Below are 26,755 nucleotides of genomic sequence, written 5' to 3' on the forward strand. Positions count from 1 at the left end.
CAACGGCGTCGTGTCCGCCGGCACCGGGTCGGTCTCGGGCTCCTCGTCGACCGGCGGTGCCAACTGCTCCTCGACATCGTCGCCGAGTTCGGCGAGCCGCTCGAAGGCCGAGCGCGTGAGAGCGGACTGGTGCCGCAGGTAGCGGTCGGTGATCAACGCCCTGTCCGGGTGCTCCGCGAGCCAGGATCCGCCGGCCCGGATCAGTTTGTCGACCTCGTCGGAGGCGACCCAATAGTGTTTGGCGTCATCGAGCACGGGAAGCAGCACGTAGAGGTGATTGAGTGCGTCGGCGAGCCGGATGTCACCCCGCATGGTGAGCCGCACGTAATGGGAGTTGCCCCATTCGGGGAAGGCGTCGTCCAGCGGCACGGCGCGGGCGACGACCGTCCATCCCAGCGGGGCGAAAAGTCGCTCGGCCAGCTCCGGTCCACCGCGACACGGCAATGCGGGCAACGAAATCTCGAGCGGTATCCGGGTGGCAGCGAGCTCGGGTTTCATCGTGCATCGGCCGGCGCGGGCGGTGCGGAATACCTCCGCCAACGCCACCGACAACAGCGAGGAGACAGCGTAGGGCCGATCGTTGACGTACTGGCCGAGCGCATAGTCGGGTGCAGACCTGCCTGACATGCGGGCGAGCCGTACCGAGTCGACATCCAGCAACAGCGCTGCCGTGCAGCGATCCACGGTCGCCTCGGGATAGAACACGCGGGCGACACCGCAGGATTGGGGAAACTCCTGGACCCGATCAGGGTGCTTGTGCAGCAGGTAGCCGAGATCGGTGGCCGGTCGTGCTGTCGTGGAGATCGTCAGAATCACCAGGCACAGTCTGCCGCAGACGAGGCGTTCGCCGCAGCAACATATTCGGCAGGTTTTGATCGCGTAGTTCGCGGCGGAGTACACCGTGGCCCGTGATTTACGGCCAGAACCCCTCAGGCCGAGGGAGGTTTGTGCCTAAAATCAGGAAGCAGCGAGTCCCGCTCGACCCTGCGCACGAAGGGATCGACCTCATGAGTTCGTCGACTCGCAGCCGGCTGCGTCGAAGCGCGGTTGCCGCGCTCAGCACCGTTCTTGTTTTCGGCGCCGTTTCCTGCGGCTCGGAAGATCGCGGCGGACAGCAGACAGCAGAGCACGGTGCGGATGCACTGCACGCGGACGATCCCGACGCCGACAGAATCGTCGACGTAGTTCGCAACAAGCTGGCGGAACTCGATCTCAGCGGTGCCGTCTTCGGTGTGTGGCGCGGTGACGAGGAAATTGTCAGCGGAGCAGTGGGGGAGTCGCCGCTCGGCGTTCCCGCGACGCGTGACATGCAATTGCGAGTCGGCCAGCCGATGGAACCAATGCTGTCGACTGTTCTGTTACAGCTGGGCGAAGCGGGAACGCTGAGCCTGGACGAGCCGATCGCCAAGTGGGTACCCGACTTTCCGCGCGCCGACAAGATCACCCCGCGGATGCTCGCCAACAGCACGACGGGCATTTCGGACTACGTCACCAATCCTGAATTCCTGAAGACGTTCTACGCAAATCCGATCAAAGGCTTCACGTCTCAGGAGATCTTCGACCTCGCCAATTCCCGCCCACCGCTGTTCGAACCGGGGACCAGTTTTGCCTACGCGCACAGCGATCTGTGCCTGCTGGGAGTGGTACTCGAGCAGGCGACGGGAAAGCCGCTCGGTGATCTGCTGAAGGAACGCATCTTTCAGCCACTCGGGATGATTCAGAGCAGCGTGATGTTGACACCCGAGATCAGTGAACCGATTCTGCACGGCTATACCAACGAACGTGGCGTCTTTGAGGACTCCACGTTCTGGAATCCCACGGCGTTCCTCAACAGCGGCAACATGAACTCGACGGTGGCCGAGGTCGCGCGGTGGGTTCGGGCGCTCGGCAACGGCGAGCTCCTGTCCGACACGGCGTTCACGGAGATGATGGCGGACAAGACGGCCGGGCTGGGCCCGCTGACTGCGGACAGGTACTTCGCATTCGGAACCGTTCACCTGGGCAGTTGGCTGCTGATGAACCCGGCTTTCGGGGGCTACAACGGCATCGCCCTCTACGACACGGAGTCGAAGACCACGATCGTCGTCTACGCCACGCTCGGGCCGACGGCCAACGCAAACGCCAATAACACCGTGCCGATCGGCAACGACATCGGCGCACTCCTCCTCCCGGACAACCCGCCCAAGGTGCCCTGACCGACCCGGCACCTCGAGCTGGTCACTGCCTGGGTGATGTTGAAGCTCAGGGCCCTGTGTAGAAGGGTGACCCCATGGCGGATGACTCCAGCGAGATCGAACTCAGCCGCTCGGAACTTCGCGAGGTCGCCGGCTTTGCAGTGGTGTGCGTGCGACCTGCATTGGCGATTTTCGAGCGTGAACGCCCGCACGATCAGCGCCCACGAGCCGCGATCGACGGTGCAGGGGCGTTCGCGGAGGGAGCCGAGCGGACCACCACTCTCCGCCACAGCGCGTGGGCAGCACACCGAGCTGCTCAGGAAGCCCGCGATGCAGGACAGCCCGCAGCGAGCGACGCTGCCCGCGCGGCCGGCCACGCGGCCGGTGCGGCGTTCCTCCATCCACTCGCCAAAGCCACGCAGGTAAAGCACATCCTCGGCTCCGCCGCTCATGCCGCACGAGCGTTCGAACTCTCCGCCGGCGACGATCCCGTCGTCGGAGCCGAATACATCGCGCGGACGCAGAGACTTGCGCCTCACATGGTGGTAGACGTCCTGCGCCGCTACCCGGTGGCCCCGAGTGGGGGAGGACGGGTCGGGGAACTGATCCGTCAGTTGGACGCATCGCTCCGGTATTCCCCCACGATGGCGGACCCCACGGACACACCGGAGTAGTCGGCGGACTCGAGCCGGGACCCCACGCCAGACCTCGTCCATTTCGCACCATCTGTAACAAACTCTGCTCCGTCTCCGAAAGTGGAAGGGGGCGGACGACGTCTTCATTCTCGCGGTAACAAAGGAAATGGAGTGCTCATGAGTAGCAAGCTGGGACGCCGCGTAGGCGCGGCCGCACTCACCGCTGTCGGGGTGGGAACTGCAGTGGTGGCCGGTGGAGGCGCAGTCGCAAGTGCTCAGCCCGCGCCACCGACATCGACAACGATGACGTGTTCGAGCGCGAATCCTCTTATGTGGGCACCGCCGTTCACGTGGACCGTCAACGCCGCCTCCGGGGAGTCGCTTCGACCGGGTGGAACCGCGCTGGAGCCGTCGATTCTGCTCAGCGGCGGCAACGAATTGCCCGCGCCGCCCGGTGGTCTGATCCCCAGCATCGGAGTCAACTGGTACGGCACGAGGGTGTCGGTCGACTGGCACAACACAACGACAGGTGCGACCGGTCACAGCGTCAGCGATGAGGCGGCCTGGCAGCAGAAGCCTGGAATACCGATCAACCGTACCTGGGCGGGAACCGGAACGGTGTCGTTCACCGTCACCGTCCAGACCGGCGCCGGATGGTGGTTCGTCAATCCTCAGAACGCCGTCTGTCGGGGAACCATCTCGGTCGTGCCCGGTAGGTGACCCGGACCCGTCCGATTCGTAATCGGTAGACGCAGACCTGGCTTCCGTCCGACCCACCCGCCCGATCACGGTCGGGACCGCTGTTCGCGAATGTGTCTGGAGCACCATGTTTCTTCCCGAGTTCCGTCGGTCGATCGCGATCAGTGGACTGGTGCTGGCCGGGATGTTCGCCACCAGCAGCCCTGCTGCGGCGGATCAGACGCAAGACCGATGGGTGTACATCCCGGACACGGTGACCGCCGCGGACGGAGTCGCCTGCGGCGGCCGAATCGGGGGAGTCACCGTCGCGACGGACAGGCTGCCCGGGCTGGTCTACGTTCGGCTGAACGCGACGTTCGTCGGTATGTCGACGACGCCCGGTGTGCTGTGCTCGGTATCCGCAACGCTGCTCTGGCGAAACGTGGATACCGGGGCAGCAGGAACGTGGTCCGCCGAGGTCAGTGGAGGGCTGATCGATTTCCCGGCGGAACCGTGGGCACATCTCGAGACCGGATCCGGTCGCGTCGAGGTCACGCTGACCACCGATCGTCCGCATGTTCCCAGCGCCACTGACATCAACGTGTACTGAGCGGGATCCGGAGACCCTTGCCCGCGGGGGAATCTGCACAGCGTGCGAGTGTCGTGGTCGGGGTTCGCACGGCGGTAAATGCGATGCTCACGCGCGTTCGTTGTTGTTACCGTCGGGACATGCACATTCGCTACCACGTCACCTCGGTCCTGAACCGTGCATCCATTTCACGACACGGCCTGGACTGGAGCCGAATGGGTGCTGCCCCCGGTATTGCGGGAAGCCGTCGTCCGGAGCAGGAGGGCTGCTTTCTCGCGGCCGACGACTTCGAACGTGACTGGTTCGTGCGGATGAACAACACGGGCGGAGCGGTGGACGTGTGGGAGGTCCGAAGCATCGACGCTGACGACCTGATCCAATCTCCGGAGGGCTACTACTACTTTCCCGGCGTCATCGCAGCCTCCGATCTGCGGTTGGTGCAACAGGATCTGCCGCCGGTTCACCACCATCCCTGAATCTTCACTGGGGGCGAATGGGATTGCAGCCCACACTGACATAGGTGACGATCCCTCTTGGAGTCCGCAGGTCGTGAAGGCGCCCGTCGCACCTCCGACCTCCCACCACGGGGCGCCGGCCCCGCCGATGCACGATCCGGTCGACGGTATCCCGGTCGGTGTCCACAGGCCCTCGCGGCGATAGCCCTGGATCCACGGAATGTGTGAAACACCGCCGGGTCCGGGAATCGCCCGTGGCGTCAGCCCGAAGCACTCGACGGTTCCGATGTGGACCGCGGTCATCCCGGCGGGCACCCCGTGCGCCGTGCAATGAGACGTGCCGGAAGTGGGTGTGGTGGTGGTGTGACAGTCCGCCGACGGTTCGGCGTGGGCGGGTGCTGCGCCCCCCGCGACCACCGCGGCGGCGAGAGCGGACGATGCGGCCGCTCCGGCGAGGAAACTGAGGATCCTGTGGGTCATCGGATGCTCCTTCGGGTCCAGCGGAACCGTCCTGATGGTGGGGTCCGTATGTGGTTGTGTCGGTTCGGCACCGGATTCTGTTAGCCGTGGGTGACGGCAACCTCTCCGTCGAGATACCGTGCCAGTGCTGTCCGTTACGGTGTCCCGGTGCCCATGATCGACGCCCGTCAGAGCCTTGCCCGTCGTCCCCGGCGAGTGCTCGTCGCAGGAACATCCGGCGCCGGCAAGACGACACTTGCCGCGCGCATCGCGACGCTGCTCGGTATCGAACATGTCGAGATCGACGCGCTGTATCACGGATCGAACTGGATACCGCGCGATCAATTCCTTACCGATGTGGAGGAATTGAGCTCGCAGCCGCAGTGGGTCACGGAATGGCAGTACGGCAATGTACGCGACCTACTCGCCGACCGTGCGGATCTGCTCGTCTGGCTCGACTTGCCCCGCGCCACTGTGATGCGCCAGGTCATCACCCGCACCATTCGGCGACGACTACGCCGCGAGGTGTTCTGGAACGGCAACATCGAGCCACCCCTGCACCGGTTCCTTCTCGACCGAGATCACATCGTGCGCTGGGCCTGGACCACTCATCACAAGAGCGAACTCAGAATCTCCGCACTTGCGCAGCGACGACCCGACTTCACCATCGTCCGGATCCGCGGCCGCGCCGATGTCGAACACTGGCTCGCAGGACCGCTTGTCGGCACTCTGGCGAACAACTCGGACGGAAAGTGATCGCTGTAGCCGACACGCGGAAGCTTATCCGGCGGCGAAAGGTGTTTTGCCGGAGTTTGTTTCGTGCTCGTCCTCAGGCCTGCGTCGGGGACTCGACATCAACTGCCGGCCGGCAGGTGATACACCCACCGGGCGGTGTCACCGAAGAACAGCGCTTGCTCTGTCGACGACACGTCGCCGAGGGCCGCCTGAACGGTGGATACCATCGTTCGGCTGTCCCACAGCAGGTGGTCGATCGGATAATGAGAGGCGAACATGCATCGCCGGGCACCGAAGATGCTGAGCGCCGTCCGTACCCATTTTCCGACCGCACCGAGGGATGTTCCGAATATGAGGGCAATTCCCTGCAACTTCAGGACGACGTTCGGAAACTGACTCACCGCCGTGAGGCGTTCTTCCCACCGGGAAAAGCCCTCGGCAGTGAGCTCGACCGGCCAACCGGCCGCCTCCAACACGAAGGTGGTGTCGGAAAAGTCAGCAATGAGTTCGTGTGTCGCGGGTAGCTGGCACGGTGCACCCCATCGACGATGATCGTGGGCATGGAAAACACGAGCGCGCAACGAGTCGATACCGTCCGAGCGTCCTACTCGGCCCGATCCCGGGAATATGTGGATCTCTTCGGCTCCATGGCCTCGACGCACCCGTCCGATCGGGCTCTGGTGAGTGCCTGGGCCACCACTCTTGCCGGTCCCGTGCTCGACGCTGGATGTGGTCCTGGACAGTGGACGGACTTCCTGGCCGAGTGCGGACTGGAGGTGAGGGGGATCGACCTGGTGCCCGAGTTCGTAGAACGAGCTCGCACGCAATATCCACACCTCTTGTTCGACGTCGGCGGCTTCGAGGCGCTGGACGCCGCAACAGGATCACTGGGTGGTGTGTTGTCCTGGTACTCGCTCATCCACCACGATCCGCACGAGATCCGGACTCCGCTCGCGGAGTCGCGCGCGTCCTTCAGCCGGGTGGGGGGTTGTTGGTGGGCTTCGTCGAAGGAGTGACCGTGGAGACCTTCGACCATGCCGTCACCACGGCCCACCGATGGCCGGTTGCCGAACTCAGCCAGGTGCTGCTCGAGGCCGGCTTCGAGGTGCTCGAGGCACATACACGCACGGGGAGTGGCCACAGGCCGCATGGGGCAATCACCGCGCGCAAGCAGAGCGCCCGGTGACGGACGTCGCCGGCCCGCGGTCACATCACATCCTCTGCCTTCGGCGGCGTGTCCCTCACAATGGACAGCGACCTCCGTATTGTCGAGTGTGGCGGTCGACGCGGATCGCTGTCGGTGCATGATGAGGAGTCGACGATGTTGCTGCGCATTCCCGGGGTGTATCCGCCGCAGGAAGATACCTGGCTTCTCGCCGACGTTCTCGACCGTCACGGGCTCGCGCCGGGGAGAAGCGTTCTCGACTTGTGTACCGGCACGGGCGTACTGGCGCTGCGCGCGGCGCAGGCCGGTGCCCACTCCGTGACGGCGGTCGACGTCTCGCGCCGGGCACTGGTCACCGCGTGGACCAACGCGCGGCTGCGCGGCCACCACATTCGGGTGCAGCGTAGCGACCTCGTTGCAGGGGTGCGCGGCGAACGATTCGACCTCGTGGTGTCCAACCCGCCGTATGTGCCGGCGGCCGACGACGAGCTGCCCGACACCGGGATCGCCCGGGCCTGGGATGCGGGCAAGGATGGGCGGGCACTTCTCGACCGGATCTGCGTCGGGGCACCCGAAGTTCTCGGCGAGCGCGGAACACTGCTGCTCGCTCAATCCGCATTGAGCGGGGTGGAGAAGACCCAGACGATGCTCGAGGAGCAGGGTCTGTCCGTCGACGTGGTGGCCCGCACCGAGATCCCGTTCGGCCCGGTCCTCGCCGCGCGGCGGGCCCTGTTCGAATCCAGGGGCCTCATCGCGCCCGGGCAGCGCACCGAAGAATTGGTGGTCATCCGGGCCGTGCGGTAGCCGCGCACGATGTCGGCGCCGGCCGTTCAGTCTCCCGGAAGGTACGGCTCGGCTTTCAAGGCACGCGCCAGGTGCGCCGCATTGCGCGCCAAGGTCGCGGTGGTCGACGCCACCGCCTCCGGCACCTCGTCGAGGTCGTTGTAGTCACCGGGTGTCATCGCCTCACCATTCCAGTACGTGCAGCCCTGTGCGGGAATGGTGAAACCACAGTCGTTGAGGGCCTGGAACAGGTCGGCGACAATCGCGTGGGCCCCGTCCTCGTTGCCGACGACGGCCGCGATGGCGACTTTGTCGAACAGGATGGGACGCTGCTGCTCATCGGTCTCGGACAGTTCCGCGTCCAGCCGCTCGAGCGCCCGTTTGGCCACGCTCGACATCTGGCCGAGCCACGTCGGTGTCGACACGAGAAGGATGTCGGATTCGAGGATGCGTGTGCGGACATCCGGCCACTGATCGCCGTTTCCCATGTCGGTGTCGACTCCGGGGCGGATGTCGAGATCGACCAGTCGCACTGTGTCCCCGGTCACCCCGTGCTTGCCCAGCTCGGCGAGGACCTGCTCGGCCATCAGTTGACTACTCGAGGGTGCCGGAGAGGGTTTCAGCGAACAGGTGAGGGCGAGTGCGGTAAGAGGAGTCATGAGAGCGAAGTACCCGACCTCCGCCGGGGTACGCACTGACCGGTCGCCGGAATTTTTACCGGTCGGTTCCGCTGCCCGCGTGCTCGCTGCGGCTGTCGGTCGGTTGAGTAGTGCTCTCGCTGGGTACGCTGCCGGAAGTCGAAGATACCGACGAAAGACGTGGAGTGCAGATGGCCGAGGTCGACGAGGTTACGCAGATGAAAACGAGATCGGGTGTACCCGTGGTGCTTCGTGTAGCGGCGGAGTTCGAACAGTTGCCCGTGGTGCGTGCGGTTGCAGAGACCCTCGCCGTCCTCGGTGACTTCACCCTCGACGACGTGGCCGATGTCAAACTCGCGGTCGACGAGGTGTGCTCGGAACTGATCGCGGCAGCGCAGCCGAGTTCGGAGTTGACCTGCTCCTTCGCGGTAGCGGAGAACGCTTTGCACGTCACCATCGGTGGGTTCCTCACCCGGGCAGGTGTGCCCAACCGGGAGAGCTTCGGCTGGCACGTACTGGAAACGTTGATGGATACGGTGTCGGTGACCGAGGGGGCCCGTGACGACGCGATCGGTGTGCGAGGCGTCACCGTCGACCTCGTCAAACACCGGGGCACACTCTAGTGTCGTCCGTGTCGGAACGTAGCGAGCGGCGCCGTCCCGGCAGAGATGACTACAAGGACGTGGCGCCGACCCTTGCGCGCCTCGGGGCGCTCGAGAGTGCGTCCGCCGAGGCATCGGTGCTGCGCGACGACGTCATCACCCGGTGTCTGCCGCTGGCCGAGCACATTGCCCGCCGATTCGGTGGCCGCGGCGAGGCGCACGAGGATCTGTTGCAGGTCGCGCGCCTCGGATTGGTGAAAGCAGTCGACCGTTTCGATCCGGACCGCGGCTACGACTTCGTCTCCTACGCCGTGCCCACGATCATGGGGGAGGTGCGGCGCTACTTCCGCGATGTCGGATGGTCGATGCGTGTGCCCCGGCGAATGCAGGAGATGCATGCACTGATCACCAAAGCGGTCGACGAACTGTCCCAGGATCTGGGTCGTTCCCCGTCCGCCAGCGAAATCGCGGCGGAACTGGACCTCGACGTCCGCGAGGTGTCGGAGGGGCTCCTCGCGAAGAACGCGTATCAAACCTTGTCGATGGATGCGACCATGGGCGACGATCCCGATGACCTTCCGCTCGCCGAGACACTCGGCGAGGAGGACCCCGAGTTGGCGAATGTGGAAAGTCATGCGGCGGTGCGGCCGGCCCTCGAGAAGCTACCTCCCCTCGAGCGCCGTGTGCTGATGTTGCGGTTCTTCGGCTCGATGACACAGACCGAAATCGCGCAGCGGGTCGGCGTCTCCCAGATGCAGGTGTCCCGGATCCTCGCCCGGACTCTCGCCGGGCTGCGGGAGCAGCTGGGAGACGGCTGAGTACCGACCGTTCACCCGCCGAGCGACGCCACCGTCGATTCGAGCTCGGCGGCATGGAATTCGAGATCACTGTCGCCGTAGTCCCTGTCTTTCGGAAGCCGATCGCGCAGGTCGTCCCGCGTGACGATGACGAACGGCTGCGCCTCGTCCTCGAGGTCCGCGGAGCCGACCACCCGAGGAGTCCCGTCGACGAGAATCAGAGTCGCGTCGGGCAGTGACGAGTCGAGCAGATCGCGTAAGAGTTTCACCGTCACGTGGGTGTTCATCAGTCGCCTTCCTCGGTTGGACAATCGATCCCGTCTCCTGCGTACCCAGAGGCTCGGGGGACGAATCTCCCGTTTCCCGGAAAGTGGTTGCGGGAACGCTGCAACGTATGGGTAAGAACATCTTCATTCTCGGCCTTACCGACATGCAACGCGAAGAACTCAGCACCGTCCGCGACGCGGAGAATTACCAATTCCACGGCTTGCTCGACTACCACACCCTGGTCGCCCCGGACGAGTACGTGTTCGAGGATCTCCTCACCAGGTGCCGCGAGAAACTCGACGCGTTTCCCGGAACAGTCGACGCGATCATCGCCCACTGGGACTTTCCCACCAGCGTCCTGGCGCCCATCCTGGCCGCCGAGCGAGGCATTCCCGCGCCGCCCCTGCGCAGTGTGCTCGCCTGCGAGCACAAGTACTGGAGCCGGCTCGCCCAGCAAGAATCCGTACCCGACACGGTGCCCCGGTTCGCCTCCTTCGACCCGTTCGACGACCACGCCCTCGACTACATCGGGCTCGAGTTCCCGTTCTGGGTGAAGCCGGTGAAGTCGCATTCCTCCCAGCTCGGGTTCGAGATCGGTGATGCGGCCGCCTTCCATGAGTCAATCGCAGAGATACGCGAGAGGATCGGCCTGGTGGGGCATGCGTTCGACGAAGCGCTCCGGCGCGTGGACCTTCCGGAGGCCGTACGGGGAGTGTCAGGCACGACGTGTCTCGCCGAGCAGGTGATCACCGGAATTCAGGCCGCCCCCGAGGGCACGATATTCCGCAGCGAGTTCTCGGTGCACGGGGTCTTCGACATGCACAAGGACGCCACGGGACACAGTTTCGACCGGCTGGACTATCCGGCGAACACGGTGCCGCCCGAGGTGCAGCAACGGATGATTGACATCACCGAGCGGTACCTGCGGCACGTCGGATTCGACAACGGCTGCTTCAACTCCGAATTCATGTGGGACGAGAAGGAGGACAGGCTCTGGCTGATCGAGGTGAACACCCGCATCTCGCAGTCACATAGTGACCTGTTCACCAAGGTGGACGGCATGTCGAACCACGAGGTGGCTATCGACATCGCCCTGGGCACACCGCCGCGCATGCAGCGGCGGCACGGCACATTCGGCGTGGCGGCGAAATGCATCATCCCGCATTACGAGGACGGGATCGTGACGAGGGTGCCGAGCAGTGAGGACATTGCCCGCGTGCAGAAGGCGGTGCCCGAAACGAAAGTGCTCATCGATGTCCAACCTGGTGACCGCCTCGCCGATCTGCCGAACCAGGACGCCTACCGCTATGTCCTCGGCACCATGTACATCGGTGCCGAGGACATCGCCCAGTTGGAAAAGCACGTCGACCGCGCGCTGGCGGAACTGCCGTTCGAGTTCGAGCCGGTCCCGAATCATCAGCACTGAGAGGACGGTCCTTTTCATGCAGACGGTCACCGCGTTCCCCCGCGAGGTCCGCGCCATCGAGAACACTTTCATCACCATGCCGGACGGAGCCCGCCTCGCCGCCCGGATGTGGTTGCCGGTCGATGCGGATACCGATCCGGTCCCGGCGGTACTCGAATACCTGCCGTACCGCAAACGTGATTCCACCCGCGGGCGGGACGCCTTGAACCACCCCTACATCGCCGGTCACGGTTACGCCTGCGTGCGTGTCGACATGCGCGGCAGCGGCGACTCCGACGGTGTCCTGCAGGACGAGTACCTTCCTGCCGAGCACGACGACGCCTGCGAGGTGATCGCGTGGCTGGCCCGGCAGCCGTGGTGCGACGGGAACGTGGGGATGATGGGCATCTCGTGGGGCGGTTTCAACAGCCTGCAGGTCGCCTCGCAGCGCCCGCCCGCCCTCAAGGCGATCATCAGCGCCTCGGCCACCGAGGACCTCTACGTCGACAACATGCACTACATGGGCGGGTGCCTGCTCTCCGACAATCTGTCCGAGGCCACCGTGATGTTCGCCTTCAACAGCTTGCCACCGGATCCGGCGATCGTCGGAGACAGCTGGCGGGAGATGTGGTTGGAACGGCTCCGGGGCAGTGGGTTGTGGATCGAGAATTGGCTCGAGCATCAGCATCGGGACGACTACTGGAAACGTGCCTCCGTCAACGAGGACTACAGTGCTGTGCGCTGCCCGGTTCTGGCGGTCGGGGGATGGGCGGACGGATACACCAACGCGATCTTCCGGCTGATGGAGCACCTCGACGTCCCGCGCAAGGGCCTGATCGGGCCGTGGGGCCACAAATACCCGCACCTCGGTGTGCCCGGTCCGGCGATCGACTTCCTCGCCGAGGTCGTCCGCTGGTGGGATTACTGGCTCAAGGGAATCGACAACGGTGTGATGGACGAACCGATGGTGCGGGCATGGATGCAGAACAGCGTCGAACCAAACCCTTCCTACGCGCAGCGGCCGGGCCGGTGGGTCGCCGAACCGTCCTGGCCGTCGCCCCACGTCGAGCAGCGCCGGTACACCTTCGGCCGGCACATCCTCACCGAAACCGGTGCGGCCGCCCAGGAAGGCGACGAACCCCGCCCGCTCTTCCTCCAATCGCCGATGAGCGTGGGCATGTTCGCCGGCAAGTGGGCGTCCTACGCGGCCACCCCCGATCTGCCGTCGGATCAGCGTGAAGAGGACGGCGGCGCACTGGTTTTCGAAACCGAATCGCTCGACGAGCCGCTGGAGATTCTTGGGCTACCGGAAGTCGAACTGGAGGTGTCGTCCGATACCCCCGTCGCCATGCTCGCCGCTCGCCTGTCAGATGTGGCCCCGAACGGGGAGGCCACCCGCGTCACCTACGGTGTGCTCAACCTCACGCACCGGGACGGCAGCGAACATCCCACCCCCCTCACGCCGGGACGGAAGTACCGGATTCGGTTGCCGCTCAACGGCGCAGCCCAGGTGGTCCCGGCCGGGCATCGCGTGCGGCTGTCGCTGTCCACCTCGTATTTTCCGTTGGCGTGGCCCCCGCCCGAACCGGTGACCTTGACGGTATCCACCGGCGGAACCCTCATCCTGCCTGTCCGCCCGCCCCGCGACGAGGACGACGCCCGGTTGCGCGACCTCGGGGAACCCAGGGCCGCCGAGAAGTTGGCGGTGACCCGGCTTCGCCAGGGGGAGCACCACTGGCGCACCGTTCGCGACCTCGAGAGCGGCACCTCCACGCTCGAGATCGTCGACGACCAGGGCTCGTTCCGCATCGACGAGATCGGGACCGTCGTCAGCAGAGCGACGCGGGAGTGGTTCAGTTTCCGCGGCAACGACGTGAATTCGGCGCGCGGCGAAACGCAGACCGTGCGCCGATACGAGCGGGACGACTGGCGGACCGAGGTCCGCACCCGCACGGTCTTGACGTCGACGGCCACGGACTTCGTGATCACCGCGGACCTGGACGCGTTCGAACTCGATGCCGCACACGGGGACCGACGGGTCTATTCGCAGAACTGGCACCGACGGATACCGCGTCAGCTGGTGTGACGGCGGGGCCGGTCTCGCAGACCGGATGCCGGGCACACGAGAACTGTCGCACACGTGGATTGGAGAAGACTGTGCACGCCGAACGCTTCCACCCCCTGATCTCCGCGGAGCCGAAATTCGTGATCGGGGAGGTGCAATCGCGCACCCAGGTGCTGGCCACCCTGCCCGAACGCTCCCGAGCGGCCGCGGTGGCCCTGGAATCGGGTTCGCGCGCCGCCGGCGCGGGCACGGTGGACGTGCACCATGCCATCGACCAGGAACTGACGCGCCGCCGACTGGCGGTGATCGACGACGCCGCCGACCGGGTGCGGGCCGAGAGCGGCCGAGCGTCGGGCCTTGCCGTCGAGGGACTCGATGCGGTGACGGCGGCGCTGCGCGCCGGACAGGTCGGGACGCTCGTCATCGGCGATCTCGAGAACCGCACCGTGCTGGTCGGGGACACCCCGACCTGGGTGGCCACCAACGCCGACCAGCTGTCCGAAATAGGCTCGACCGTGGAAGTCACGCGGCGCGCAGATGTGACGCCCGCGGACGGTGGCGCGGCCCTGCTCCGATACACGTGAGGGTGTTCCGCCGCCTTCGCACGTGGACGTCGGACGCCGATCGCGGCACCGTCCTGATTCAGGCGGTCAAAGCGGCCACGGCCGCCGTCCTGGCATGGGTGCTGGCAGCCATGGTGTTCGCGCTGCCTCAGCCGTTCCTGGCGCCGTACGCGGCGGTGTTCATGATCGAGGCGACGGTGTCCCGCTCGCTGCGGGTGGCGGCCGAACAGCTCGCCGCCGTGTCCCTCGGGGTGGTGCTGGCCGCGGCCGTGGGAGCACTCGTCGACTCGATCACCGTCGGGGTCGGGATCGCGGTTCTGGTGGGCCTCCTCCTCGGACGCTGGCGCCGACTGGGTTCGAGCGGCATCTGGGTGGCCGTGACGGCACTGCTCATGGTGACGTACGGCGCCGCCGAGGACCCGGATGTGCTCGGCCTCCGCATCGTGGAGATCGCCCTCGGCGCGGCTACCGGGGTCGCGGTGAACGCCCTGTTCCTGCCGCCGCTGTATGTGAAGCGGTCACAGCGCGCGGTGACCGGGGTGGGGGTGACCGCCGCGAATCTGCTCGCCGAGGTGCCGGAGGAGCTGCGGGGCGGGGCCCGCGGCCGGGCAGCTTCGTGGAACGAGCGGTCGGCGCAGGTCCGCTCGCAACTCGACGAGGCGCTCGAGGCGGTGGCCTGGACCGAGGAGAGTGCCCGCGGAAACCTCCGGTCGGCCGCCTCCCCGGCGCTCGCCGCCAAGGAATGGTGGGGCAGCGCCGTGGTCGCCTTGTCCGAGGCGTGGCCCCAATGTGCCGAGATTCTGCGCGCGGCAGAACTGACCATCGACCCTCATCCGCCGTTCGACCCCCTGTCGCCGCCGATCGGTACGGCGGCGGCCGAGTTCGTGCAGGCCCTCGCCGAGGTGATCCGGACGTCATTCGGTGTCGACGCCGAACATCGCGACCGGGCCGCCGCCGTGCGCACCGCTCGGCAACGCTTGCGCCGTTTCGAGGAAGTCGTCGCCCGGCACGACAGTCAGACCACGGGTTCCTCGATGAGCGCCGGAAGCCTCCTGCGGCCGTGTGCACCGGCGTTGAACTCGCTCGCCGGCGGGGACGACCAGCGGGTTCGCTGACCGGTGTGGGCGGCGTCCCGGCTGCGGGTATCGGTGGGCAGGAGGACATCCGCGGTCGAGTAAAGTCATCTCGACGGTAGAGACAGCTGCTGCGTTCGTTCAGTGGGTGTCCGTTCGGTTACACCCGGAATTTGAGGTGTATCCGAGAATGGTCGAGACTGCTGGTGAGTTCCCCGGGTCGATGCCTCCTACCCTCGACGGTGCCACGGTAGCGGCCCAATTAGGTTCCCTGGCAGTCGCACTCGACGAGTTCAACAGGAACTGCGGATCCGAGGTGGAGATGGACGTTCTCCTCCGGCGGGTCTGCGAGCAGGTGGTCGACGCGATCCCCGACGCCGACCTGGCGGGGATCTCCCTCGTGCGGGACGGCGAGGTGGTGACCGTCGCTTCGACCGACGACGCGGTGCGCGCCGTCGACCCCCGGCACCTGTTACAGCACCGACCGTCCGCTCCGGCGGACGGTGCCCCCACCGCGGCGGCGAGGAAGGTTCTGCGGTTGCGGATCGTCGACGCGGCCGTGCAGGCACCCACCCTGGCCGAGGAGCTCGCGCAGGCCGGGATGCGCAGTGTCCTGTCGGCAGCCCTCACGGTCGACGAGAGCGTCGCCGGCACCCTCGACCTCTACGGGCGCGAAGACCACGGTTTCAGCGACTTCGACGCCGTCGTCCTGCTCGTGTACACCACGGCGATCGAGGGGCTCCTCAGGAGCGCGAACAGCGTGGCACGGGCCCGGAACGAGGTATCGGGCCTGACCAAGGCGATGGAAACCCGCGCCGTCATCGAGCAGGCCAAAGGCATCGTGATGGCCCTGCAAGGGGTGTCCGCCGACCAGGCCTTCGAGATCCTCGTCGTGCAGTCCCAGCAGGAGCATCTCAAGCTGGCCGAGGTGGCGCGTCGCATCGTCGAATCGGTGACCACTCCCGCCGAGTGAGATCACCGGGGCACCCACCGCAACTGCGCCGCGTCGTAGTCGATCAAGCCGAGGGCCTCGAACGCCTCGAGCCATCCCCGCATCGGCCACCATCCCCACCTGCGGTGGAACAGGTGAGCGTTGGCGAGGATGTCGCCCAGGTGCTCGACGGGCGGATCGGACACCGGATGGTGCTGGTGGAACGCGTCTGCGCCGCCGACCCACCGCAGACCGATCCCGGCCTCGGCCGCGGAACACGCGAAGTCGGTGTCCTCACCTCCGTATCCGCGGTATTCGGTGCAGAATCCGCCGATGCGGTGCCAGGTCTCGCGGCTCACGCCGAACGACAGAGACCAGAAGAGGGTGAAGTCGGTCCCGGTCAGGACGGTCCCGTCCTCGGGTGCAGGACGGGCGGGATGCGGATTCCGCAGCTCGGCGAGGCGGTCCAGGTCGTAGCCACCCGGCCCGGGCGGCGGGAGGTAGGTGACCGGCCCGCACAGCAGGGTGGAGTGGTTACGCGGATGGTCGGCGGCCACCCGATACCGCCGCAGCAGCGCCGGGCCGGCGAGACAGTCGACGTCGAGGAAGACGATCAGGTCGGCGCCGGCCGCCAGGGCAGCATCGGCACCGAGATTGCGGGCAGCCGCCAGGGGGAGGGGTCCGTCGTCGTGTTCGCACCACACACTGCGGGCGCCGCCGACCTCGGACACCACCTCGGTGGTTTCGCGGTCGCCGATCGCGACCACGACGTGATCGCCCACCCGCTCCGTCATCTGCCCGACGGAACGCAGATGCTGCCGGAGGTGGTGTTCGCGCCGGGCGGCGATCGTCACGACCGCCGTCTTCATCGCAGTCCCCCCGCTCGCTTGGCCACACTGTCGATGACCGCCGCTGCGCGGGCCGCCGCACCGGACGTCTGCCAGCGGACCCATCGCTCGCCGCCCAGTGCGAGCGCACGGTCGACGAGCTGCGGCCACTGCGACATCTCCGGCCATCGGGGTATCGACACGGCGAGTCCCGCATTCCCGAGCGCGCGTGCCGTCTCCACCTGCTCGTCGAACGGACGTGGCTGACCGATGATGATCGCCGGACGACGCGCCACTGCGATGTCGGCCACCGCGTTCTGCCCGGCATGCGAGACGACCACGTCGCAGCCGCACAGGTGCGGCCACGGGTCCTCGGCCCACGGCGCCCCCGGAATGCCGAGCGCCTGCCACCGGTGGTTGCGGTGCTCGTGTGCGCAGCGCCGGATGTCGTCCATCGTCAAGGACGTTCCGCCCGCCCCGCTGAGTACGAGGATGCGGGTCTGCCCGGACCGGTTGGGAGCGGTGACGGCGCGTCCCTCGAACCGGCTGATCCCGCCCACGAAGGTCGTCTTGTGGGCGAACTCGCGCAACCACCGGGGGTCGTACAGGTTTTGCGGCCATGCGGCGATGATGTGGTCGGCCAGTTGGTAACCGAGATGGTGCGGTGCGTCGGTGCGCTCGCCGGGCATGGCGATCAGCACGACCGGGACACCGAGCAACCGTACGAGCGCTGCCACCTCCACCGATACGTCCACCACCACCAGATCGGGGCGGGTCGCGTCGATCCAGGACACGATCCTCGCCATCCGTGTCCGCAGCCCGGTGTCGTGTGTGGGCGCCCAGTGCAGCGCGCCGTCGGCGGTGGGGTTGACGGGGTCACTGCCGCGGTCGTCACGGGCCAGCGCGATGCTGTCGGCGAAGCGTCCCGCGGGTGGTGGCGGCGCCGACGACAGCGTGGTGACCGGCGACTGCAACTGCGCGGAGATACTCGATGCGCGCATCCGGTGACCATGACCGTGGTGGTGAATGTAGTAACCGATCACGGTGCGGCCTTCCCCTGCGCCCGGGGTGGGGTGTGGCCCCGCGCCAGTCGCCGGTACAGGCCGACGTACGTGTCGACCATCCTGCGCTCGGAGCAACATTCCCTGGCGTGGGCGCGCGCCGCCGCACGCGAGCGCCCGACGACGTCCGGGATCGCCCGGGCCAGGGCAGGGACGTCCCCCGCGGCGACGAGACTGCCGCAGTCGGGGGTGAGCACTTCGGGGATCCCACCGCGGGCGAACGCCGCCACAGGCGTTCCGCACGCCAACGATTCCGCGACCACCAGCCCGTACGGTTCGTCCCACAGGGGAGCCACCAGTGTCGCGGCGGCTCCGCCGATCGCCGCCGCGAGCTCGGGCTGCGCCAGATGCCCGAGATAGGTGACCTCCGATCCCAGCCGAGGCCGGATCATCCGGTCGAAGTACTCGGCATCACTGATCGGACCCGCGAGTACGATCGGGAAACCGGCGCGCCGGGCGGCGTCCACCGCGACATGGGCGCCCTTCTCCGGCACCAGCCGGCCGAACCAGATGAGGTGCTGCCCACCGCGACCTTCGGGCCAGCTGTCCAGATCGACTCCGTTCGGCACCACCTCGATGTCGTCGACGGCGTGCTGCCACGCCGCCGCGGTGTGTCTGCTCACGGCGGCGAAATGTGCCCCGGCGCCCGAACGCACTGCGAGCGCCGATTCCAGCCACGGAGTGGGTGGGGTGTGCAGCGTCGACAACACGGGTGCCGGAACGGCGGATGCCATTGCGACCGGCAGATAGTGCAGGCTGTGGTTGTGGACCACGTCGAACGACTCGGCGAGTGGGCCGGATAGGTCGAGCATCAGCTGCAGGTAGGCGTGATGCTCCTGCATGAACCACATCGACGGCATCGAAACATCCTGCCGCGCAGCATGACTGACATCCAAGGTCTGCACCTGTAGGTGAGCGCAGCCCAGCGTGCGGTCCGAACCCGGACCGGCGAACAAGGTGACGTGATGACCGTCGCCGCTCAGGGTACGGGCGAGATACCAGACGTGCGATTCCAGACCACCGGGGAACGGCTGGCGGATAGGGTAGCGACTCGATGCGATAAGGGCGATCCGTAGCGGGTCGGCCGTCACGGCAACACCCGCCAGGAAAGCGCCCGCTCGTAGAGGTCGTGATGAGCGCGTGCCAGGTTTCGCCGCTCCTGTTCGCGTTCACCCCACGTGGCCCGCAGGCTCGACTGCTCGTAGAGGCCCTCGATGCAACGTTCGAGCGACGAGCCGTCGTAGGAGTACTCATCGAAATCGTAGCTACCGCAACGTTTTTGCTGGGCATAGAACCCGCAGGACGGTGCGGCCACCGCGGTGCCCAGGTCGTAGCAGGCCTCGAGCCAGCCGGAGTGGGTACCGAACCGGTACGGCAGCACGGACACCGACAGGGACGACAGATAGTCCCACAACTCTTCGTCGGAGAAGTAGGGGTGTACTCGCAGGTCGACGCAGTCCCGCTCGGCGTAGCTCAGCAGCCGGGCTCCGGCGTCGGGGGCGTACCAATGGTTGGCCGGATCGAAAATTTCGTCGTGGACGTCGATCTGCAGGCGCGCCCCGTCCAGCGCCGACACGGTTCGGGTGAGGGTGTCGAGCACCGGGAACGGATCCATGTTCGCTCGAAGACTCTTCACGTGGACACCGACGACGAAGGTTCCCGAAGCAGGCCGAGCGCGTTCGATGAGGGTCCGCTCCACGACGTGCGGATGCGGAAGGACGGTCGCGGTCCGGGCCCAATTCGACTCGATCACCGCGGCCGCACCCGGAGTGAGGGTGACCAGTTCGGTGGCGACGGGCACCAGCACATCCAGAGCTTCGAGGTGCGGTTCGGGGTCGGGATGATGTGGGTTACGCAGATCGTGGACCGTGTACACCAACGGTTTCCGCCGCGACGACAGCTCGTGCACGATGTCCTTCATCAATGCCGGTTCGATGGCGTCGAAACCGAAATGAATGTGGAAGACATCGAAACTTCGGTGATTTCTGCTGATCCATTCCGGGTCGAGCATCAACGGCGGCCACCACCCGCCGGGTACCTTCCGTCCGTCTGCCGGCACCGGATCCGGGAGTCGAACAACGGTGTCATTGCCCTCCGGATCGGTCAGATGGCGAACGTACACATGAGACGCCGGTACGGAGGCGACCCGAATCACTCATTACTCCTTCGTCCGTGGGCGAGCGGTGCATCATGGTTCGGCGCCCTGTCGGCGCGCCGGATCACGGTGGCGTCAGCGCGCCCAGGAACGACTCGGCCCATCGATGCACATCGTGCTCGACCACCTGCTCGTGCAACTTCGTCATGCGACGCCGCCCCTGCTCGGGGTCCTGTTCGAGGGCTTCGAGGATCGTGTTCTTCACACCGTCCAGATCGTGGGGGTTGACCAGATAGGCGCCGCGCAGTTCGGCGGCGGCTCCGGCGAACTCGCTGAGCACCAGCGCACCACCCAGATCGGTGCGGCATGCCACGTACTCCTTCGCCACCAGATTCATCCCGTCCCGCATCGGCGTCACCAGCATGACGTCCGCGGCGAGGTAGAGCGCAATCAACTCCCGGCGGTCCACCGGCTGGTAGAGGTAATGCACAACAGGCTTACCGATCTGACCGTGATCGCCGTTGATGTGGCTGACCTGCTCCTCGATGGAGCTGCGCATCTTCATGTAGTGCTCGACGCGTTCGCGGCTCGGGGTCGCCAGTTGCACCATCACGGTGTCGGATGGATCGAGACGACCCTCGTCCAGGAGTTCACCGAGCGCTGCGAGGCGCAGGTCGATGCCCTTGGTGTAGTCGAGGCGGTCGACCCCGAGCAGCACCTTCCGCGGGTTTCCCAGTTCGCGCCGGATCTCCGCTGCCCGCGCGACGACGGCAGGATCCGTCGCTTCGCCGATGAGTTGCCGGGCGTCGACGGAGATGGGGAAGGCCCCCACCCGGACGACCCGATCGTCCAGCCGCACTTCACCGAGCCCGCTGCGAAGTCCGCCGCCCGCCGCGGTGGTATCGAGCCCGAGCAGACGCTCGGCGAGGAAGAGGAAGTTGTTGGCGCCGCCGGGGAGGTGGAATCCGATGAGATCGGCCCCGAGCAGTCCTTGCACGATCTCCTTGCGCCAGGGCAACTGCATGAACAATTCGACGGGCGGGAACGGGATGTGTAGGAAGAAGCCGATGGTCAGATCGGGACGCATTTCGCGCAGCAGCCGCGGAACGAGCTGCAACTGGTAGTCCTGCACCCACACGGTCGCACCCTCGGCCGCCGTGCGCGCGGTCTCTTCGGCGAAATGACGGTTGACGTCCACATAGGTCTGCCACCAGCCACGATCGAACACCGGCGCGACCAGCACGTCATGATAGAGCGGCCAGAGGGTGGCGTTGGAGAAACCCTCGTAGTAGAACGTCACCTCGTGCGAACTGAGCTCGACCGGATACAGATGAAGTTTCCCCGACACTATCGGTTCGACTTTGGTGTCGGGGACGCCCGGCCAGCCCACCCACGAGCCGCTCTCCCGATCGAGAATCGGTTCGAGGGCTGTGACGAGTCCCCCCGGGCTCCGCTTCCACCGGGTGGTCCCGTCGTCGAGTGTCTCGAGATCTACCGGGAGCCGGTTCGCCACGACGACGAAGTCGGATGTGCCCTGAGGCGTTTCATCGTTCACGCCGAAATCCCGTGGGTAGGGAGCCCCTCTGCGACAAGCCTGCATGCGTCGTCGAGGGAGGTGGAATACGGCACCACCGTCTCCAGCTTCATGGCGGTCAGAGGCCGGCGGACCGCGGTGTTCCCGGTGACCGCCCAGGGCAGGCCCAGCCTGCGGGCGCGGCCGGAGATGATCTCCAGCACCGAAAGGGCTGATGCGCAAAAGAACTGAACGTGGGTCAAGTCCAGAACGAACGGCAGACGTTCGTTGATCGCCTCGTCCAGGTGAATACCGAAGAGAGGAACGGTGGTGACGTCGATGTCACCGGAGATGCGGACGACCAGAACGCCGCCGGCACCGGGGGTGCACTCGACGGTGAGCTTGCCGTGCTCGGGCTCGGCGGCCCAACTGAAAAGCATGGTGTTTTCTGCAGAATCGTGGTGTCCCGAATGTGCACTGAGAACAGATTTCATGTCGGACTCCTCACGGTCGTAGCGACGAGGGAGACAGGCACGGGAACGGTATGCGAACCCAGCCCGTCCTTTGCGGCTGGGGGCTCAACCGTGCAGGACACTGACGTTACCCCATCCTGTCAATTTCGGCCTCACCTCCTTCCCAAGTGCATGCTGCCCGCGACGGCGGCGGGGTGCATAGGTTCCGGGAACCCGGGTAAACGGGAGCTATGGAGCTCATTGCACTGGTGATACTGGTGGCTGTCGTACTGTTCGTCGTCGCACGTCAGCGTGCGAAGAAGCGGAACCAGGGCTGATTTCCCGCGATGCCGGCGACCACGTCGCCATGGCGCAGACGACGATGACCGAGCGCGCATCCGACCTATGCGAGAGATTGCAGGCGACGGCGCGGGACACATTCGGCTGGGACACCCTGCGCCCCGCACAGCTCGAGGCAATGCAGGCGTTGATGACCGGCCGCGACGCGCTCGTCGTCATGGCCACCGGGGCGGGTAAATCGGCGATCTACCAGGTCCCCGCCGTCCTGCTGACGGGAACGACCCTGGTCATCTCCCCACTGATCGCGTTGCAGGAGGATCAGATTGCCGGCATCGACTCGGCGGGCGCACCCCGGGCGGTGGCGATCAACTCCACACGGTCCGCACGCGACCTCGAGGCCACCTGGCGTGCTGTCGAGAAGCACGAGGCCGAGTACGTGTTCGTCGCCCCTGAACAACTGGCGAACAGCGACGTGATCTCGCGATTCGAGGCAGCGAAAGTCTTCCTCATCGTGGTGGACGAGGCGCATTGCGTCGCCGCCTGGGGCCACGATTTCCGTCCCGACTACCTACGCATCGCCGATACCGTGCGAAGGCTCGGTCACCCACCCGTCCTCGCGCTGACCGCCACGGCGCCGCCCCCGGTCCGGCAGGAAATCATCGACCGGTTGGCGCTCGATGATCCCGCGGTGGTCGCGACGGGCTTCGACCGCCCCAACATCACCCTCGAGGTGGACCGCTACGTCAGCAGAGCGGACAAGGAACGCGCCGTACTCGACCGAGTACCGGACCTTCCGCAACCGGGATTGCTGTACACGGCGACCCGCAAGGACGCCGAATTCTACGCCGAAGAGCTGTCCACCCGCGGGCTGCGGACCGCCGCATACCACGCCGGAATGAAGAGATCCGAGCGGGAGGCCGTACACGAACAATTCCTCGACGGCCGCTTCGACGTCGTGGCCGCGACCTCCGCCTTCGGAATGGGTATCGACAAACCCGACGTACGCTTCGTCGTCCACGCCTCCGTTCCCGACTCCCTCGACAACTACTATCAGCAGCTCGGACGGGCGGGCCGCGACGGGGAGAGCGCGTTGGCGCTGCTGTTCTACCGGCCCGAGGAGCTGTCACTCGGCAGGTTCTTTGCGACTCACCGATCGGACGAGGATTTTCTCGCCCGGGTGTTCGAACTGCTCCGCAGCGGTGGCCGCATGAAGATCAAGGACCTCCGCGCGCCACTCGACGCCGGGAGCCGCAAGGTGACGGCAGCGATCAACCTGCTCGAACAAGTCGACGCCGTCGCCGCAGAAGGAAGAGGCTTCACGGCCCGCGACCTCAGCACCGACGAGGCCCTGAGGCGGGCAACCGACCGTGCCGCCGCGGACGAACGCCTGGCACGGTCGCGTGTCGAGATGCTGCGCGAGTACGCCGACACCCGCAACTGCCGCCGCAGCTTCCTGCTCGGATACTTCGGCGAGGCCTTCGACCCGCCCTGTGGCAACTGCGACCGATGCTGCACAACCGAGTCCACCGAACACCCGGAGCCCACCGGCGAGGCCGCCGCCACCGACCAGGACGCACCCTGGCCAGTCGACACCGCGGACGAACATACCGAATGGGGCCCGGGAACCGTAATGAGCACCGCACCCGACCGGATCACCGTCCTGTTCGACGACCACGGCTACCGGACCCTCTCCGTCGCCGCCGTCGAAGAGTCCGGTGTGCTGCGGTCACGGTGAGCGGCGCACCGGACTCCTCTCCCTCGGCCGGCTGTTTGCGGTGCGCGGCCCCTCGGGTACCACTGCGGGGTGACCTCGAAGACGACCGTCGTGATCGTGACGCACAACCGGGCGACGAGCCTCGCGCGCACCCTCCTCGAGCTGTCGAAACTTCGGCCCGTACCCCCGATCGTCGTCGTCGACAACGCGTCCACCGACGACACTGCGAACGTCGTCGACGCGGCGCGCAGCGTCATTCCGGCCCTGACTACGATCACACGCTCCAGCAATGAGGGCGCCGCCGCTCGCAACTACGGTGTGTCGGCCGCGTCGACGCCCTACATCGCGTTCTGCGACGACGATTCCTGGTGGGACCGTGACGCACTGCCCCTCGCGGAGAAGGTGCTGGACGAGCATCCCGCCGTCGCGCTGCTCGCCGCCCGCACCCTCGTCGGCCCCGAGGCCCGCAACGATCCGCTCAACGACCTCTTGGCCCGCAGTCCGCTCGGAACACGGCCCGGTGCCCCCGGCCCCTCGGTGCTAGGTTTCCTCGCCTGCGCGTCGGTGGTGCGACGATCGGCATTCGAGAATGTGGGGGGCTTCTCGTACGTGCTCGAGTTCGTGGGGGAGGAGGCGCTACTCGCACTCGATCTCGCCGCGCAGGGGTGGGAACTGTGTTACGTCGAGGACGTCGTCGCCTACCACCATCCCTCCCCGGTTCGCGCAAACGCGAGCCGCCGACGCAACCGCGAGATCCGCAACGACACCCTGACCGTCGTGATGCGGCGACCGGTGCCGACCGTCGCGAGTGCCCTCATCTCCCTCATGTTCGCGGCGGTCCGGACACCGTCCGCGGCGCCGGCGTTGTTCGACACGATCCGCAAGCTCCCCGCCGCGGTTGCGCACCGGCGGGTTGTGCCCACTCACCTCGAACGCCGTCTCGAAGAACTCGAGAGGGGCCGGCCGTGAGCGGGGCCGAACCGCAGAAGCCGTCGCCGGTCACGGTGGTGGTCTTGACCTACAACCGATGCGCCGAACTGCGCAAAACCCTCGCCCACATGACCACCCTGCCCGACCGTGCACTGATCATCGTGGCGGACAATGGCTCCGGTGACGGCACCACCGACATGGTGCGGCGCGAATTCCCGCAGGTCCGGCTCCTTGCCCTGGACGACAACCTCGGCGCCGTCGCCCGGAACCGGGCCGTCGAGCTGGTGACGAGCCCATATGTGGCGTTCTGCGACGACGACACCCGCTGGCAACCAGGTGCCCTGACCGTCGGCGCCGCGGTCCTCGGCGCGCATCCGACGATCGGATCCGTGACCGGGAAGTGCTTGGTGGCACCCGACCTTGTCGAGGACCCGATCACTCCCGAGTTCCGGGACTCACCGGTACCCGGGCCATCGTGGCTGCCGGGTCCGGCTGTCCTCGGCGTGATGGCCGGCCTCACGATGTTCCGGGTGGAGGCATTCCGTCAGGTCGGCGGCTTCTGCGAGAAGATGTGGCTGGGCGGCGAGGAAGAACTCCTTGCCCTCGATCTCGCCGCCGCCGGCTGGTGGATGGTGTGGAACGAGGACATGGTGATCCATCACGAGCCCTCGGTGAGCCGGGACGCCACCCGCCGCCGGCAACTCGGTATCCGCAACACTCTGTGGACCCTCTGGTTGCGGCGTCCGGTGCGAAGCGCGGCGCGCCGCTCTCTGGTGATTCTGCGTAGCGCCCCGAAAGACCGCGCTACCGCGGCTGCCGTGCTCGAGGCCCTCAGGTCGACCCCGTGGGTTCTACGTCACCGGCGCGTCGTGCCCGACACCGTGGAAGCCGGACTGGTGCTCCTCGAGGAACCGCAGTCCCGGTCGAAGGCACGCCGATACATCGGCTGACCCGAGCTTTGTCCGCGATTCGTCAGTCGGAGTCGCCATCATCAGCGGCGACGGCCTCGACCACCTCGTGCGCCACGGTGACCAGCTTGACGTTCCTGCGCTGCGAGTTGGTCACCAGCATCCGGAACGCCTCGTCGGCCGAGATCCGCTCCGCCGCCATGAGAATTCCCTTCGCCTGCTCGATGACACCGCGCGTGACCATGGCCTTTTTCAACCCGGCCACCTCGTCGTGGGCTGCCGCCGCCTCACGCGTCATCCTGGTCACCACCTCGGCGAAACTGGTGAAGATCCTCAGCAACGCCACATCGAGATCGCCGAATCCATGGCTGCCGAGACTGTACAAATTCAGGGAACTGGCGTGCGCCTCACCCACCCGCAACGGCGCCGACAGGTAACTGGCAGCACCGATGTCGTGCACGTCGGCCGCGAACGCCGGCCACCGTTCGACAACTTCGTCGACTCGGACCTTGACGATCTGCCCCGTGGTGGCCGCCTCCAGGCAGGGGCCCTCACCGTTGCGGTACTGGTTCAAGTCGATGTCCACTACGCGCCGATCGGTGCACGCCGCGGTCTCGGCACGCCCATCCTCGTCCATCAGGGTCACACCGGCCATGTCCGCTTCGACAATCGTCGACACCACACAGTCACACAATTCCTGCAGGAAACCCTGCAGCTGCGCGGGGGTGGTCAGACGGCGCTGCAGGTTGTCCAGCGCGCTCGCAATTGCGTCGACACGACGGTGCCGCGCCAGAGTGTCGTCGGCACGACGGTGCCGCGCCAGAGTGTCGTCGGCACGGCGGTGCCGACCCGGAGTGACGTCGGCACCGAGTTCCTCGGGCAATGGCACTACTCTCCCTATTTCAGGCGAGCGAGTACCCATGCACCCGCCGCCACTTCAG

At 66.5% G+C, this 26,755-nt stretch carries 26 protein-coding genes and 3 pseudogenes; 18 read left to right on the forward strand and 11 right to left on the reverse strand.

The window, feature by feature from the left end; genetic code table 11:
• Nucleotides 1-30: 30 nt before the first annotated feature.
• Nucleotides 31-900, reverse strand: a pseudogene (locus CBI38_RS40295) (3' terminal RNA ribose 2'-O-methyltransferase Hen1); the annotation flags it as partial.
• 107 nt (nucleotides 901-1,007) lie between these two features.
• On the opposite strand from CBI38_RS40295, the gene CBI38_RS15120 reads away from it, so the two are divergent.
• The 6 genes from CBI38_RS15120 (at nucleotide 1,008) to CBI38_RS15150 (ending at nucleotide 5,746) form a co-directional block, all read left to right on the forward strand.
• Nucleotides 1,008-2,195, forward strand: a complete 1,188-nt coding sequence (locus CBI38_RS15120; protein WP_109330005.1) for a serine hydrolase domain-containing protein — start codon at nucleotides 1,008-1,010, stop codon at nucleotides 2,193-2,195.
• A 74-nt stretch (nucleotides 2,196-2,269) separates the two neighbouring features.
• On the forward strand, nucleotides 2,270-2,848 hold the full coding sequence (locus tag CBI38_RS15125) for a putative immunity protein (RefSeq protein ID WP_109330007.1): 579 nt from the start codon (nucleotides 2,270-2,272) through the stop codon (nucleotides 2,846-2,848).
• Between the two features lie 138 nt (nucleotides 2,849-2,986).
• Complete coding sequence (locus CBI38_RS15130; RefSeq protein ID WP_109335098.1) at nucleotides 2,987-3,529, forward strand: hypothetical protein; 543 nt, start codon at nucleotides 2,987-2,989, stop codon at nucleotides 3,527-3,529.
• A gap of 106 nt (nucleotides 3,530-3,635) precedes the next feature.
• On the forward strand, nucleotides 3,636-4,097 hold the full coding sequence (locus CBI38_RS15135) for a hypothetical protein (protein WP_109330009.1): 462 nt from the start codon (nucleotides 3,636-3,638) through the stop codon (nucleotides 4,095-4,097).
• Nucleotides 4,098-4,291: 194 nt separating this feature from the next.
• The gene (locus CBI38_RS15140; protein ID WP_109335099.1) at nucleotides 4,292-4,552 is read left to right on the forward strand and encodes a hypothetical protein; all 261 of its coding nucleotides are present in this window, start codon (nucleotides 4,292-4,294) and stop codon (nucleotides 4,550-4,552) included.
• A gap of 612 nt (nucleotides 4,553-5,164) precedes the next feature.
• Nucleotides 5,165-5,746 carry a P-loop NTPase family protein gene (locus CBI38_RS15150; RefSeq protein ID WP_109335100.1) on the forward strand — a complete coding sequence of 194 codons (582 nt, stop codon included), beginning with the start codon at nucleotides 5,165-5,167 and terminating at the stop codon, nucleotides 5,744-5,746.
• A gap of 98 nt (nucleotides 5,747-5,844) precedes the next feature.
• Here CBI38_RS15150 and CBI38_RS15155 read toward each other — a convergent pair.
• Nucleotides 5,845-6,252: pseudogene (locus tag CBI38_RS15155) on the reverse strand (amidohydrolase family protein); the annotation flags it as partial.
• Between the two features lie 33 nt (nucleotides 6,253-6,285).
• Between CBI38_RS15155 and CBI38_RS15160 the strand changes: the two are divergent.
• Nucleotides 6,286-6,911, forward strand: a pseudogene (locus CBI38_RS15160) (class I SAM-dependent methyltransferase).
• A gap of 135 nt (nucleotides 6,912-7,046) precedes the next feature.
• On the forward strand, nucleotides 7,047-7,694 hold the full coding sequence (locus CBI38_RS15165; RefSeq protein ID WP_109330011.1) for a HemK2/MTQ2 family protein methyltransferase: 648 nt from the start codon (nucleotides 7,047-7,049) through the stop codon (nucleotides 7,692-7,694).
• A gap of 26 nt (nucleotides 7,695-7,720) precedes the next feature.
• Here CBI38_RS15165 and CBI38_RS15170 read toward each other — a convergent pair whose 3' ends face one another.
• Nucleotides 7,721-8,332 (reverse strand): flavodoxin family protein, encoded by a 612-nt coding sequence (locus tag CBI38_RS15170; protein ID WP_109335101.1) that lies wholly within the window; start codon nucleotides 8,330-8,332, stop codon nucleotides 7,721-7,723.
• A 170-nt stretch (nucleotides 8,333-8,502) separates the two neighbouring features.
• On the opposite strand from CBI38_RS15170, the gene CBI38_RS15175 reads away from it, so the two are divergent.
• Nucleotides 8,503-8,934 (forward strand): ATP-binding protein, encoded by a 432-nt coding sequence (locus tag CBI38_RS15175; RefSeq protein WP_109335102.1) that lies wholly within the window; start codon nucleotides 8,503-8,505, stop codon nucleotides 8,932-8,934.
• The gene (locus CBI38_RS15180) at nucleotides 8,934-9,731 is read left to right on the forward strand and encodes a SigB/SigF/SigG family RNA polymerase sigma factor (protein ID WP_109330013.1); all 798 of its coding nucleotides are present in this window, start codon (nucleotides 8,934-8,936) and stop codon (nucleotides 9,729-9,731) included. The genes CBI38_RS15175 and CBI38_RS15180 overlap by 1 nt, the downstream gene beginning before the upstream one ends.
• A gap of 11 nt (nucleotides 9,732-9,742) precedes the next feature.
• Here CBI38_RS15180 and CBI38_RS15185 read toward each other — a convergent pair whose 3' ends face one another.
• Complete coding sequence (locus CBI38_RS15185; RefSeq protein ID WP_109330015.1) at nucleotides 9,743-9,997, reverse strand: hypothetical protein; 255 nt, start codon at nucleotides 9,995-9,997, stop codon at nucleotides 9,743-9,745.
• A gap of 107 nt (nucleotides 9,998-10,104) precedes the next feature.
• Between CBI38_RS15185 and CBI38_RS15190 the strand changes: the two genes are divergently transcribed.
• The 5 genes from CBI38_RS15190 to CBI38_RS15205 all read left to right on the forward strand — a co-directional run bounded on the left by CBI38_RS15190 (nucleotide 10,105) and on the right by CBI38_RS15205 (nucleotide 16,056).
• Nucleotides 10,105-11,403 carry an ATP-grasp domain-containing protein gene (locus CBI38_RS15190; RefSeq protein ID WP_109330017.1) on the forward strand — a complete coding sequence of 433 codons (1,299 nt, stop codon included), beginning with the start codon at nucleotides 10,105-10,107 and terminating at the stop codon, nucleotides 11,401-11,403.
• A 16-nt stretch (nucleotides 11,404-11,419) separates the two neighbouring features.
• Nucleotides 11,420-13,468 carry a CocE/NonD family hydrolase gene (locus CBI38_RS15195; RefSeq protein ID WP_109330019.1) on the forward strand — a complete coding sequence of 683 codons (2,049 nt, stop codon included), beginning with the start codon at nucleotides 11,420-11,422 and terminating at the stop codon, nucleotides 13,466-13,468.
• A gap of 71 nt (nucleotides 13,469-13,539) precedes the next feature.
• The gene (locus tag CBI38_RS37875) at nucleotides 13,540-14,031 is read left to right on the forward strand and encodes a baeRF2 domain-containing protein (RefSeq protein WP_162603234.1); all 492 of its coding nucleotides are present in this window, start codon (nucleotides 13,540-13,542) and stop codon (nucleotides 14,029-14,031) included.
• Entirely contained in the window at nucleotides 14,028-15,125 is a 1,098-nt protein-coding gene (locus CBI38_RS15200) for an FUSC family protein (protein ID WP_230990195.1), read from the forward strand. Before CBI38_RS37875 ends, CBI38_RS15200 begins: the two co-directional genes overlap by 4 nt.
• Nucleotides 15,126-15,273: 148 nt before the next feature.
• The gene (locus CBI38_RS15205) at nucleotides 15,274-16,056 is read left to right on the forward strand and encodes a GAF and ANTAR domain-containing protein (RefSeq protein ID WP_109330021.1); all 783 of its coding nucleotides are present in this window, start codon (nucleotides 15,274-15,276) and stop codon (nucleotides 16,054-16,056) included.
• 2 nt (nucleotides 16,057-16,058) lie between these two features.
• Here CBI38_RS15205 and CBI38_RS15210 read toward each other — a convergent pair whose 3' ends face one another.
• From CBI38_RS15210 to CBI38_RS15235, 6 genes are all read right to left on the reverse strand, one after another.
• On the reverse strand, nucleotides 16,059-16,883 hold the full coding sequence (locus CBI38_RS15210; RefSeq protein WP_109330022.1) for a glycosyltransferase family 2 protein: 825 nt from the start codon (nucleotides 16,881-16,883) through the stop codon (nucleotides 16,059-16,061).
• Nucleotides 16,880-17,884 (reverse strand): glycosyltransferase, encoded by a 1,005-nt coding sequence (locus CBI38_RS15215; protein WP_109330024.1) that lies wholly within the window; start codon nucleotides 17,882-17,884, stop codon nucleotides 16,880-16,882. The genes CBI38_RS15210 and CBI38_RS15215 overlap by 4 nt, the downstream gene beginning before the upstream one ends.
• Nucleotides 17,881-19,008 (reverse strand): glycosyltransferase, encoded by a 1,128-nt coding sequence (locus CBI38_RS15220; protein ID WP_109330026.1) that lies wholly within the window; start codon nucleotides 19,006-19,008, stop codon nucleotides 17,881-17,883. The genes CBI38_RS15215 and CBI38_RS15220 overlap by 4 nt, the downstream gene beginning before the upstream one ends.
• Nucleotides 18,990-20,057: a glycosyltransferase family protein gene (locus CBI38_RS15225; protein ID WP_109330030.1), complete on the reverse strand. Its 1,068-nt coding sequence runs from the start codon at nucleotides 20,055-20,057 to the stop codon at nucleotides 18,990-18,992. The genes CBI38_RS15220 and CBI38_RS15225 overlap by 19 nt, the downstream gene beginning before the upstream one ends.
• A gap of 64 nt (nucleotides 20,058-20,121) precedes the next feature.
• Nucleotides 20,122-21,552, reverse strand: a complete 1,431-nt coding sequence (locus CBI38_RS15230; protein WP_109330032.1) for an alpha,alpha-trehalose-phosphate synthase (UDP-forming) — start codon at nucleotides 21,550-21,552, stop codon at nucleotides 20,122-20,124.
• Nucleotides 21,549-22,004: an STAS domain-containing protein gene (locus CBI38_RS15235; RefSeq protein WP_109330034.1), complete on the reverse strand. Its 456-nt coding sequence runs from the start codon at nucleotides 22,002-22,004 to the stop codon at nucleotides 21,549-21,551. The genes CBI38_RS15230 and CBI38_RS15235 overlap by 4 nt, the downstream gene beginning before the upstream one ends.
• Before the next feature lie 340 nt (nucleotides 22,005-22,344).
• Between CBI38_RS15235 and CBI38_RS15240 the strand changes: the two genes are divergently transcribed.
• The 3 genes from CBI38_RS15240 to CBI38_RS15250 all read left to right on the forward strand — a co-directional run bounded on the left by CBI38_RS15240 (nucleotide 22,345) and on the right by CBI38_RS15250 (nucleotide 25,856).
• Nucleotides 22,345-23,997: a RecQ family ATP-dependent DNA helicase gene (locus CBI38_RS15240; protein ID WP_109335103.1), complete on the forward strand. Its 1,653-nt coding sequence runs from the start codon at nucleotides 22,345-22,347 to the stop codon at nucleotides 23,995-23,997.
• 69 nt (nucleotides 23,998-24,066) lie between these two features.
• Complete coding sequence (locus CBI38_RS15245; protein ID WP_109330036.1) at nucleotides 24,067-24,945, forward strand: glycosyltransferase family 2 protein; 879 nt, start codon at nucleotides 24,067-24,069, stop codon at nucleotides 24,943-24,945.
• Entirely contained in the window at nucleotides 24,942-25,856 is a 915-nt protein-coding gene (locus CBI38_RS15250; RefSeq protein ID WP_109330038.1) for a glycosyltransferase family 2 protein, read from the forward strand. Before CBI38_RS15245 ends, CBI38_RS15250 begins: the two co-directional genes overlap by 4 nt.
• Before the next feature lie 22 nt (nucleotides 25,857-25,878).
• Here CBI38_RS15250 and CBI38_RS15255 read toward each other — a convergent pair whose 3' ends face one another.
• On the reverse strand, nucleotides 25,879-26,703 hold the full coding sequence (locus tag CBI38_RS15255; protein ID WP_162603235.1) for a GAF and ANTAR domain-containing protein: 825 nt from the start codon (nucleotides 26,701-26,703) through the stop codon (nucleotides 25,879-25,881).
• Nucleotides 26,704-26,755 lie beyond the last annotated feature (52 nt).

Origin of the sequence: Rhodococcus oxybenzonivorans (genome assembly GCF_003130705.1) — a bacterium.
Taxonomy (GTDB): domain Bacteria; phylum Actinomycetota; class Actinomycetes; order Mycobacteriales; family Mycobacteriaceae; genus Rhodococcus_F; species Rhodococcus_F oxybenzonivorans.

Coding starts and splice junctions, on each gene's coding strand:
- CBI38_RS15120 (WP_109330005.1), top strand. CDS start 1,008: ATGAGTTCGTCGACTCGCAGCCGGCTGCGTCGAAGCGCGGTTGCCGCG.
- CBI38_RS15125 (WP_109330007.1), top strand. CDS start 2,270: ATGGCGGATGACTCCAGCGAGATCGAACTCAGCCGCTCGGAACTTCGC.
- CBI38_RS15130 (WP_109335098.1), top strand. CDS start 2,987: ATGAGTAGCAAGCTGGGACGCCGCGTAGGCGCGGCCGCACTCACCGCT.
- CBI38_RS15135 (WP_109330009.1), top strand. CDS start 3,636: ATGTTTCTTCCCGAGTTCCGTCGGTCGATCGCGATCAGTGGACTGGTG.
- CBI38_RS15140 (WP_109335099.1), top strand. CDS start 4,292: ATGGGTGCTGCCCCCGGTATTGCGGGAAGCCGTCGTCCGGAGCAGGAG.
- CBI38_RS15150 (WP_109335100.1), top strand. CDS start 5,165: ATGATCGACGCCCGTCAGAGCCTTGCCCGTCGTCCCCGGCGAGTGCTC.
- CBI38_RS15165 (WP_109330011.1), top strand. CDS start 7,047: ATGTTGCTGCGCATTCCCGGGGTGTATCCGCCGCAGGAAGATACCTGG.
- CBI38_RS15170 (WP_109335101.1), bottom strand. CDS start 8,332: ATGACTCCTCTTACCGCACTCGCCCTCACCTGTTCGCTGAAACCCTCT.
- CBI38_RS15175 (WP_109335102.1), top strand. CDS start 8,503: ATGGCCGAGGTCGACGAGGTTACGCAGATGAAAACGAGATCGGGTGTA.
- CBI38_RS15185 (WP_109330015.1), bottom strand. CDS start 9,997: ATGAACACCCACGTGACGGTGAAACTCTTACGCGATCTGCTCGACTCG.
- CBI38_RS15190 (WP_109330017.1), top strand. CDS start 10,105: ATGGGTAAGAACATCTTCATTCTCGGCCTTACCGACATGCAACGCGAA.
- CBI38_RS15195 (WP_109330019.1), top strand. CDS start 11,420: ATGCAGACGGTCACCGCGTTCCCCCGCGAGGTCCGCGCCATCGAGAAC.
- CBI38_RS15205 (WP_109330021.1), top strand. CDS start 15,274: ATGGTCGAGACTGCTGGTGAGTTCCCCGGGTCGATGCCTCCTACCCTC.
- CBI38_RS15210 (WP_109330022.1), bottom strand. CDS start 16,883: ATGAAGACGGCGGTCGTGACGATCGCCGCCCGGCGCGAACACCACCTC.
- CBI38_RS15235 (WP_109330034.1), bottom strand. CDS start 22,004: ATGAAATCTGTTCTCAGTGCACATTCGGGACACCACGATTCTGCAGAA.
- CBI38_RS15240 (WP_109335103.1), top strand. CDS start 22,345: ATGACCGAGCGCGCATCCGACCTATGCGAGAGATTGCAGGCGACGGCG.